Origin of the sequence: Kitasatospora sp. NPDC085879 (genome assembly GCF_040686255.1) — a bacterium.
Classification (GTDB): Bacteria; Actinomycetota; Actinomycetes; order Streptomycetales; family Streptomycetaceae; genus Kitasatospora.
The window spans coordinates 229,931-237,191 of sequence record NZ_JBFBJZ010000004.1 but is presented as its reverse complement, the minus strand read 5'-3'; the positions used below and the strand labels follow the sequence as shown (position 1 = coordinate 237,191).

The window sequence follows — 7,261 nt, the reverse complement described above, 5'->3', positions numbered from 1 at the left end:
CTACACCGAGGGCCTGATCGGTCGCGGCGACATCACCATGGAAGAGGCCGAGCAGGCCCTGCAGGACTTCCAGGGCCAGCTGGAGAAGGTCTTCGTCGAGGTCAGGGATGCGGCCTCGGCCCCGGCGGAGGGTGCGGCCACCCGGCCGGTGGCGGAGTTCCCGGTCTCCGTCCGCACGGGCATCTCCGAGGAGACGGTGAAGCGGATCGCCGCCTCGCAGGTGAACCTGCCGGAGTGGCTGACCGTCCACCCCCGCCTGCTGCCCCAGCTGCAGCGCCGCGCCGCCTCCGTCGAGGACAACACCATCGACTGGGCCACGGGCGAGACCCTCGCCATCGGCTCCCTGCTGATGGAGGGCCACCCCGTCCGCCTCGCCGGCCAGGACAGCCGCCGCGGCACCTTCGGCCAGCGCCACGCCGCCCTCATCGACCGCAACACCGGCGAGGACTACACCCCGCTGCTCTACCTCACCGAGGACCAGGCCCGCTTCACCGTCTACGACTCGCTCCTCAGCGAGTACGCGGCGATGGGCTTCGAGTACGGCTACTCCCTCACCCGGCCCAACGCGCTGGTCATGTGGGAGGCGCAGTTCGGCGACTTCGTCAACGGCGCACAGACCGTGGTGGACGAGTACATCTCCTCCGCCGAGCAGAAGTGGGGCCAGCACTCCGGCGTCACCCTGCTCCTGCCGCACGGCTACGAGGGCCAGGGCCCGGACCACTCGTCCGCCCGCCCCGAGCGCTTCCTGCAGCTCTGCGCGCAGAACAACATGACGGTCGCGATGCCCACCTCGCCGTCGAACTACTTCCACCTGCTCCGCTGGCAGGTCCACAACCCGCACCACAAGCCGCTCATCGTCTTCACCCCGAAGTCGATGCTGCGTCTCAAGGCGGCGGCCAGTGCGATGGAGGAGTTCACCTCGGGCGGATTCCGGCCGGTGATCGGCGACAGCACGGTGGACCCGGCGCAGGTCCGCAAGGTCGTCATCACCTCCGGCAAGTTCTACTACGACCTGGAGGCGGCCCGCACCGAGCGCGGCGTCACCGACACCGCCGTCGTCCGGGTCGAGCGGCTCTACCCGCTGCCGATCTCCGAGCTGCAGGAGGAACTGGGCCGCTACGGCGACAACGTCCAGTTCATCTGGGCGCAGGAGGAGCCGGCCAACCAGGGCGCCTGGCCGTTCATCGCCATGAACCTGGTCGACCACCTGCAGCTCGTGATCGGCCGCAACGCCAACGGCGCCCGCCTGCGCCGCGTCGCCCGCCCGGCCTCCTCGGCCCCCGCCGTCGGCTCGGCCAAGCGCCACGCCGCCGAGCAGCAGGCGATCGTGGACGAGGTGTTCGCGATCTGATCCGGTAGCGGCGTACCGGAAATGAGGATCCCGCCCGGCCTTCGCGGCCGGGCGGGATCCCTGCTTCCCGATGCGGTGTCAGTCGTCGAGCATCGCCACGGCTCGGGCCCATCCGGCGCCGCCGCCGGCGAGCTTGACGGGGAAGCAGGTGAGGTGGAAGCCGTGCGGGGCGGGCAGTTCGTCGAGGTGGGCGAGACGCTCGATCTGGCAGTACTCGCGGTCGCGGCCGGCGAAGTGGGCGGGCCACAGCACGTCGCGGTCCCCGGTCCTGCGGTACTCGTCGATGATGTAGGTGAACGGCGCGTCCAGGCTGAAGGCGTCGGTGCCGATCACCCGCACGCCGAGGTCCAGCAGGTACTCGATCCCGGACCGGTCGAGGCCGGCGAACTCGGTGAAGTAGCGCGGTGTGCCGACGTACTGCGAGGCGCCGGTGTGCAGGACGACGATGTCGAGTTCCTCGGGCGTGCGCCCGATCCGGTCGAAGCCCTCCTTGAGCCGTTCGGCGCCGATGGTGCCGGTGCCGACGTCCCGGACGTCCAGCACGAGGGCGGGCCGGTGGAACCAGTCCAGCGGCATCTGGTCGATGTGCCGGGCCTGCCCGTAGGAGGCCGTCCCGTAGTGCGAGGGCGCGTCGACGTGGGTGCCGGTGTGCGTGGTGAGGGTGACGGTGTCGTTGCTGAGGAACTCGCCGCCCGGCAGGGTCTCCGGGGCGAAGTCCAGGCCGAAGTGCTCCTTCATCTCGGACGCCATGTGCCGGGCCCCTTCGGCCGCCGACATCACGGTGTGGACGACCGGGTCGGGCTCCCAGAACCCGGCGTCGATCGGTGAGGACAGGTCCAGCAGGCGCATCTCGGGCCTCTCGTCAGGTCGTGGTGAAGCGGTCGGTGTGCACACGGACGGGCTGCCGGCCGTAGGCGATCCGGCGCAGCAGCGCGCGGTAGAGCGGGGTGCGGGAGACCGCCTTGGCCAGCAGCGGGCGGACGGTGTCGGCGACGGGGTTGCTGGAGAGCATCGCCCGGCCCTGCAGGGCCTGCAGTTTGAGCACCGCGTCGATGGCCGGGCGCCGCTCCTGCTCGAAGCGGGAGAGCCGGGCGGCGCTCGCGTCCTTGGCGTGCAGGGAGTCGAGCAGGACGGGGTGGAGCAGTGCGGCGTCCTGGACGGCGAGGTTGATGCCCTGGGCCCCGATCGGCCCGTGGGTGTGGGCGCTGTCGCCGATCAGCACCAGGCCGTCGGCGGCCCAGGTCTCGGCCTGGCCGGAGAAGACGTCCAGCAGGCTGAGGTCGGAGAGCCGGGTGATCCGCTCGCGGACGGCGTCCGCGTACTGCGGCACGGCCAGGGCGATCTGTTCCCGGACGTGCTCGACGCCCCGCTCGGCCAGGGCGCCGTAGCCGCCGTGCGGCAGTGTCCAGCCGAACTGCACCTGGCCTGGGTGGGAGTGGTAGACGAGCATCGGGTTGCCGCCGGAGCGGTAGACCTGGACGGCGTCGGGCTGCGCCGCGGCCACCGGCAGTTTGAACCAGAGCACGTCCTGGTCGAAGGCCTCCTCCCGCGCCGCGCGGATGCCCGCCAGCCGGCGGATCTTGGAGTAGCGGCCGTCGGCGCCGACCACGCAGTGCGCCCGGATCTCGTGCTCGCCGTCCGGGCCGCTGCCCCGGACGCCGCGTACCGCGCCGTCGCCGGTGAGCAGTTCGGTGGCGCGGGTGCCGGGCAGGTGGTGGAAGCCGTCATGGGCGAGGCAGGCCTCCAGCAGGGCGTCCAGCAGGTGCGGCTGGGGCAGGCTGAGCAGGCAGTTGTGCGGCCCGGGCAGGCGGCGGTAGTCCGCGTCCAGCAGCACCCGGCCGCGGCTGACGAGTTGGAAGCGGTCGTGCGGGTGGCAGCCGCGCTTGCGGGCGGCGTCCAGCACGCCGAGTTCGTCGAGGACGGCCATGCCGCCGGGCTGCAGGATCTCGCCCCGGTAACTGCGGTCCGTGGAACGGGACTTCTCCAGCAGGGCGACGGAGGCGCCCGACTTGAGCAGCAGGAGGGCCAGGGTCAGCCCGGCCGGGCCACCGCCCACCACGCAGATGTCCGCTGTGCTTGTGTGCACGGGTGCCTCTCTCGGTCTGTCGTCGGTCGGCCGGGCCGGCCCCGCCCGGCGGGAGACGCGGGTCGCCCCCGGCCGTGGGCCGGGGGCGGCCGCGCCGCAGGACGGGGTGCCGCCCTCGGGGTGGTTCAGGGCATGAGGCCCAGGCCGCCGTCGACGGTGAGGGTCTGCCCGTGGATCCAGGCCGCCTCGTCCGCGCAGAGCAGGGCGACCGCGTCGGCGACGTCCGCCGGGGTGGTCAGCCGGCCCGCGGGGGTGCGCTCGGCGAGGATCTTCAGCATGGCGGGGTTGCCGGTCGCCTCCCCCTTGTCGATCTTGGCGGTGGAGATCGCGTTCACGGTGATCCGGCGGCCCGCCAGTTCCGCCGCCAGGTAGCGCACCAGGCTCTCCAGCGCCGCCTTGGCGAGGCCCGCGTTCACGTAGCCGGGGACGGCGCTGCGCGCCCCCGAACTGGAGATCGCGACCACCCGGCCGCCCCGCTCGCCCATCAGGCCGGGCAGCAGCGGGGCCGCCGCGAGCAGCGGGGCGAGGGCGACGGTCAGGTCCTGGCGCAACGGCCGGGCCGCCACCCGGAGGGCCGAACCGGGGTGCCAGCTGGCCGCGTTGTGCACCAGCAGGTCGAGCCGGCCGTGCCGCTCGCCCGCGCGGGCGAGCAGCGCCTCCACCTCGGCGGGCCGGGTGAGGTCGGCGCGGGCCGGTTCGGCCGTCCCGGCCAGCCCCGCCAGGGCGGCGAGGGCGTCGGCAGCGGAGGACTCCGGGCCGCGGTGGTTGACCATCACGTGGCAGCCCGAGGCGCACAGCTTGCGGGCGATGGCCAGGCCGAGGCCGCGGGTGGCCCCGGTCACCAGGGCCACCTTCCCCTCCAGCCCGGGCATCGGCTTGATGTCCTGGGTCATCCGTGGCGCCGGGGTCAGCCGGCGGCGGGGGCGTGCGCGGCCACCTCGGTGTAGAGGTCGGCCGTCACCTCCACGAAGGGGCTCATCGCCTGGACGTGGCTCGCGAACTCGGGGGTGCTGAGGGCGGCGCGGTGGGCGTCGGTGTCGGCCCAGTGGCCGACGTTGACGTAGGTGCCGGGCTTGGACATCGAGCGGACCATCCGGAAGCCGAGGAAGCCCCGCTGCGCGGTCATGAACTCGGCGTGCTCCTTGAAGAGCTGCTCGAAGGTCTCGGCGTCGTCGCCCTTGAGTGTGAAGGTGGTGATGAAGGTGATCACGGGGGTGCCTCCTGAGTGGGTCGGGTGGGACGTGCCGTTCAGCGCTGCCGCAGCAGCTCTGCCATGCGGGCGCGCAGTTCCCTGCGCGGGACCTTGCCGTTGGGCGAGCGGGGGATCGACTCCACCGCCTCCAGGTGTTCGAGGTGCTGGTAGTACGGCATCGTGGCGTTGACCTCGGCGGCCACGGCCTTGAGCGCGCCGGCCGGGTCGGCGGCGGCCTGCTCGGTGAGGACGACGAACGCGGTCGCGACCGCCCCGCAGCTCGGGTCCGGGTGGTCCAGGACGACGCACTCGCGCACGTCGGGGTGGCCCTCGACGACCCGTTCCACGGCGGTCGGGGACACCAGCCAGTTGTCGCGCTTGAAGACGTCCTTGAGCCGGTCGATCAGGGTGAGCCGGCCGTCGGCGCCGATCTGGCCGACGTCGCCGGTGGAGAGCCAGCCCCGGGCGTCGATGCTGCTGGGCACCGACTCGCCGGCGTAGCCGAGCATCACCTGCGGGCCGCGGACCTGGACCTCCCCGGCCTTGCCGGTGTCCAGCACCGCGCGGGTGTCGACGTCGACGATCCGGCACTCGGTGTCGGCGACCGGGCGGCCGACCGTTCCCGGGAGCCAGTCCGACAGGTCGTCGGAGTGGGTGAGCGGCGAGGTCTCGGCCAGGCCGTAGCCCTGGATCACCGGGACGCCGAAGTGCTCGGCGAGCCTGCGGGCGGCGGCCGGGGGCAGCGCGGAGCCGCCGGAGGCGATCATCCGCACGGTCTCCAGCCGGAGTTCCGGCAGCCGGTCGTTGCCGGCCAGCGCGGCGAGCCGCGGCGGCAGGCTGTAGTAGTGCGTGGCCCCGTACTCGTTGGCGAGCTCCAGCGACGCGGCCGGGTCGGGCGCGGCGCAGAGCAGCTGGGTGGCACCGGCGAGGATCGCCGAGTTCATGTGCATGGGGTGGAAGGTCGGCAGGTGGTTGAGGACCACCGATCCGCCGGAGATCCGGTGGGCGTGCGCCACCTGCGCGGCGTTGACGGCGACGTTGCGGTGGCTGAGCATCACCGTCTTCGGCGCCCCGGTGGTGCCGCTGGTGAAGTGCAGGCAGGCCAGGTCGTCCGGGCCGGCCGGGGAGGGCGCGGGGCCGTCCCCGGGGGCGGCCGTGCCGACCTCGGCGAGCACCTCGCGCAGGGTGCGGCCGATCCGTTCGCCGCCGGCGGGCCGCGGCCCGAGCACGACGATCTCCCGGAGCACCGGGAGGCGGTCGCGGACGGCGTGGATGCGGGCCGCGGTGGCGGCGTCCACCAGGGCGATCTCGGTGCCCGAGTCGCCCAGGACGTGCGCCAGTTGCTCCTCGCGCAGGAACGGGTTGATCGGGGCGGCGACGTTGCCGCTGCGCAGCACGCCGTAGTAGCCGACGACGAAGTCGGGCGACAGCAGCGAGGTCAGCGCCACCACGGTGCCGGGCCGGTCGACGTAACCGCGCAGCAGGGCGGCGCAGCGGCTCACCATGGTGTCCAGCACGCCGAAGGAGATCTTCCGGGCGCCGGCCCGGACGGCGGTCTTCGCGGGGTGGCTGGCCGCGCTCGCGGCGAGCATGGCGTCCGCCGGCCCCTCCGGGTAGACGATGCTGGGCCGGCCGTTCGGTTCAGTCACGTGCGGTGCCCTCCGCGTACGCCTTGGCGTGCATCAGGGTGGCGGTGCTGTTGGTGCCGAGCGCGGTGCGCACGTAGGCCTTGGCGTCCGCCACGGTGGTGCCCTCGCCGAGCAGGGCGAGCCGCTCCGGGTTGATCCGGATCGTGTGCTCGGAGGTGGCGGCGACCGTGCCGTCGGGGGTGGTGGTGAGCGTCCAGCAGCCCAGGTGCAGGCTCAGCAGCGGCGGCAGCACGAGCTGCTTGTAGACCAGCCGGCCGTCAGCCAGCAGGACCCGGACGGAGGCCGTGGTGTGGGTGCTGCCGTCCTTGGCGACGGTGTCCATCTCCAGGTGCTGCAGGCCCGGGGTGTCCTCGCGCAGGACGACCCGGGAGACGTGCGGCAGCCGCTTCTCCCACTCCTGCGCCTGGTACAGGAAGTCGCGGACGGCGTCGGCCGGCCCGTCGATCTCCACCGTGTCGGCGAAGGTCAGCTCCAGGCCGTCGAGGTCGGCGGCGCCGGCCGCGGCCTCTGCGGCGCCGCGCAGGGCCGCGAGTTCGGCGTTGCTGTTGCGGTCGACCGCCTGCGCGATCCACTGCTCGGCGTCCGGGACGTCGTCCACCGCGGTGTAGTCGTGGGTCAACAGGACGGAGGTGCGCCCGTCCGGCAGCGGTTCGAGGATCCACTCGCCACCCATCGAGGCGACCGGCGACTGGGAGACCTCCTGGCGGAACGCGATGCGCCGCGCGTCGGGGTCGAGTTCGCGCCGGGACACCCAGGTCTTCACCGCGCCGTTGGCGGTGGCCCAGAGCCGGATGCGCTCGGTGCGGCCGTCCAGCTCCAGCTGCTCGGCGTGGATGGTGGGCCCGAAGACCCGGGGCCAGCCGGTGACATCGGCGACGAGGCCGTACACGGTGTCCACCGGTGCGGCCACCTCGATCCGGTGCTCGGTGTGGTGCGCCGCGGCGGCGCGGCCGGTCGATGGCTCCATGCCCGGCTCCTTCCTG

Annotated in this window: 6 protein-coding genes and 1 pseudogene; 1 reads left to right on the top strand and 6 read right to left on the bottom strand. The window is 73.3% G+C overall.

Translation table 11 applies throughout. From position 1 onward, the window contains the following. Positions 1–1,351, top strand: a pseudogene (kgd, locus tag AB0P35_RS05635) (multifunctional oxoglutarate decarboxylase/oxoglutarate dehydrogenase thiamine pyrophosphate-binding subunit/dihydrolipoyllysine-residue succinyltransferase subunit); the annotation flags it as partial. Positions 1,352–1,429: 78 nt separating this feature from the next. On the opposite strand, the gene AB0P35_RS05630 reads toward kgd, so the two are convergent. The 6 genes from AB0P35_RS05630 to AB0P35_RS05605 all read right to left on the bottom strand — a co-directional run bounded on the left by AB0P35_RS05630 (position 1,430) and on the right by AB0P35_RS05605 (position 7,245). After that, positions 1,430–2,200, bottom strand: coding sequence for a cyclase family protein (locus AB0P35_RS05630; RefSeq protein WP_095874308.1), 771 nt, complete (start codon positions 2,198–2,200; stop codon positions 1,430–1,432). 13 nt (positions 2,201–2,213) lie between these two features. Then, positions 2,214–3,437, bottom strand: coding sequence for an FAD-dependent monooxygenase (locus AB0P35_RS05625; RefSeq protein WP_363506888.1), 1,224 nt, complete (start codon positions 3,435–3,437; stop codon positions 2,214–2,216). A 125-nt stretch (positions 3,438–3,562) separates the two neighbouring features. Then, a complete protein-coding gene (locus AB0P35_RS05620) occupies positions 3,563–4,330 on the bottom strand; it encodes an SDR family oxidoreductase (protein ID WP_095874306.1) in 768 nt (255 codons plus the stop codon). A gap of 14 nt (positions 4,331–4,344) precedes the next feature. Further along, a complete protein-coding gene (locus AB0P35_RS05615) occupies positions 4,345–4,647 on the bottom strand; it encodes an antibiotic biosynthesis monooxygenase family protein (RefSeq protein WP_363506885.1) in 303 nt (100 codons plus the stop codon). Positions 4,648–4,685: 38 nt separating this feature from the next. Next, complete coding sequence (locus tag AB0P35_RS05610) at positions 4,686–6,278, bottom strand: class I adenylate-forming enzyme family protein (protein ID WP_363506882.1); 1,593 nt, start codon at positions 6,276–6,278, stop codon at positions 4,686–4,688. After that, positions 6,271–7,245, bottom strand: a complete 975-nt coding sequence (locus AB0P35_RS05605) for an aromatase/cyclase (protein ID WP_363506879.1) — start codon at positions 7,243–7,245, stop codon at positions 6,271–6,273. The genes AB0P35_RS05610 and AB0P35_RS05605 overlap by 8 nt, the downstream gene beginning before the upstream one ends. Between the last annotated feature and the right edge of the window lie 16 nt (positions 7,246–7,261).